The sequence below is a fragment of the Streptomyces sp. 130 genome, from assembly GCF_007096885.1.
Taxonomy (GTDB): Bacteria; Actinomycetota; Actinomycetes; order Streptomycetales; family Streptomycetaceae; genus Streptomyces.
On the sequence record NZ_VJNO01000121.1, the window covers coordinates 1 to 695 of the forward strand.

The window sequence follows — 695 nt, forward strand, 5'->3', positions numbered from 1 at the left end:
CAGGGCTACGAGACGGTCGTCGACCCCTCGGTCTTCGTGCGCTTCCCGCTCACCTCCGGCCCGCTGGCCGGCGAGGCCTCCCTGATCGCGTGGACGACGACGCCTTGGACGCTCATCTCCAACACCGCCGTATCGGCCGGCGCCGACATCACGTATGTCGTGGCCACGGACGGCAACGAGAAGGTGGTCGTCGCCGAGGCACTCATGGCCTCCGCGCTCGGCGAGGGCTGGGAGAAGACGGGCGAGTCCTTCACGGGCGCCGAGATGGAGCGCTGGAGCTACCGGCCGCCGTTCCAGGTCGTCCCGATGGAGGGCGCCCACATCGTGCTCAACGGTCCGCACGTCACCACCGAGGCGGGCACCGGGCTCGTCCACACCAACCCCGCCTTCGGCGAGGACGACTACAGGGTCTGCAAGGCCTACGGGCTGCCGCTGGTCAATCCCGTCCGTGCCGACGGCACCTTCGAGGACGGACTCGACCTGGTGGGCGGCCAGTTCTTCAAGGACGCCGACGCCACCGTCCTGAAGGATCTGGAGACCCGCGGCCTGCTCTTCCGCCACGAGTCCTTCGAGCACAGCTATCCGCACTGCTGGCGCTGTCACACGGCGCTGCTGTATTACGCGCAGCCGTCCTGGTACATCCGTACGACGGCGGTGAAGGAGCGGCTGCTTGAGGAGAACGAGAAGACCAACTG

At 67.9% G+C, this 695-nt stretch carries 1 pseudogene; it reads left to right on the plus strand.

From position 1 onward, the window contains the following. Nucleotides 1-695, plus strand: a pseudogene (locus FKN01_RS32280) (class I tRNA ligase family protein); the annotation flags it as partial.